Source organism: Streptomyces sp. E2N166 (assembly GCF_003671715.1).
Lineage (GTDB): Bacteria > Actinomycetota > Actinomycetes > Streptomycetales > Streptomycetaceae > Streptomyces > Streptomyces thinghirensis.
The window spans coordinates 242081-243401 of the sequence record NZ_RAIF01000012.1; the positions used below are offsets into that span (position 1 = coordinate 242081).

General features: G+C 76.8%; 1 protein-coding gene. It reads left to right on the forward strand.

Annotation, left to right across the window (positions count from 1 at the left end; genetic code table 11):
- On the forward strand, positions 1 to 1226 hold a 1226-nt coding region (locus EBH09_RS08785; protein WP_274595130.1), incomplete at its 5' end, for an ATP-dependent helicase C-terminal domain-containing protein.
- Positions 1227 to 1321: the final 95 nt, after the last annotated feature.

The following is a 1321-nucleotide window of genomic DNA, read 5'->3' on the forward strand; positions in this document are numbered from 1 at the left end:
GCTCCGCCGCCGGGACCTCGGACGAAGACCCCTCCCACGAGCACGCCTCGGGCTCCGGGGCGGGCGACTCCCGTGCGGTCGCGGAGGTGGTCGCGCTGCTCAGTGAGGCGCCGCCGCGGGAGTACGGGGACGATCTGGTGGCCGCGCTGCGGGCCGCTCGGCGTGGCGGAGATGCCTATGGGACGCGTTGGCGGACCGAGGTGCGGCGGCTGCGGGCCGCCGCGGAGAGCGCCGGTCGGCCGCGGGGCGGCACCGGCGACAGCATCGCGGGGCTGGTGGCCGCGCTGGCGTTTCCCGAGCGGGTGGCCAGGAAGGACGGCGGTTCGTACCTGATGGTCTCCGGCACCCGGGCGGAGCTGCCGGAGGCGTCGACGCTGCGCGGGGCGCCGTGGATCGCCGTGGCCGTGGCCGACCGGCCCGTGGGGAAGGGGCACGCGCGCGTGCAGCTCGGGGCGGTCGTCGACGAGGGGACGGCCCGGCTCGCCGCGGGGGCGTTCCTGGAGGAACAGGACGAGGTGCACTGGGGCGACGGTGACGTCGTGGCCCGGCGTGTCGAACGGCTCGGGGCCGTGGAGCTCACCGTCCGGCCGCTCGCCGGCGCCGACTCCGGTCTCGTACGGAACGCGCTCCTGGAGGGGCTGCGGCAGGAAGGGCTCGGGTTGCTGCGCTGGTCGGCCGACGCGGACGTGCTGCGCAAGCGGCTCGCCTTTCTGCGACGGCGGCTCGGCGAGCCCTGGCCGGACGTCTCCGACGACGCGCTGCGCGCGCGTGCGGACGAATGGCTGGAGCCCGAGCTGGGCCGGGCCCGGCGGCGGGCCGATCTGGCGCGGATCGACGCCGGTCAGGCGCTGACCCGGCTGCTGCCCTGGGCCTCCGGAGAGGCGGCGCGGCTCGACGAACTAGCCCCGGAGCGGATCGTCGTGCCCAGTGGGTCCAGGATCCGGATCGACTACGACGACCCGGGCCGCCCGGTCCTCGCCGTGAAGTTGCAGGAGATGTTCGGGCTCCAGCGCTCGCCCGAGGTCGCCGGGGTGCCGCTCCTCGTCCACCTCCTCTCGCCCGCGGGCCGCCCGGCCGCGGTCACCGCCGACCTGGCCTCCTTCTGGAAGGACGGCTACAAGGGCGTACGGGCGGAGCTGCGCGGCCGGTACCCGAAGCACCCGTGGCCCGAGGACCCGGCCACGGCGGAGCCGACGCGACACACGAAGGCGCGCCTCGGGAAGTGACCAGGGCGCCCGTCCGCCGCGGCGGACGGGCGCCCCCGGTCGTTCCCGCGCGAGTCGCGCCTACGCGTCCGGCTCGGTCGACGGCTCGGTCGACG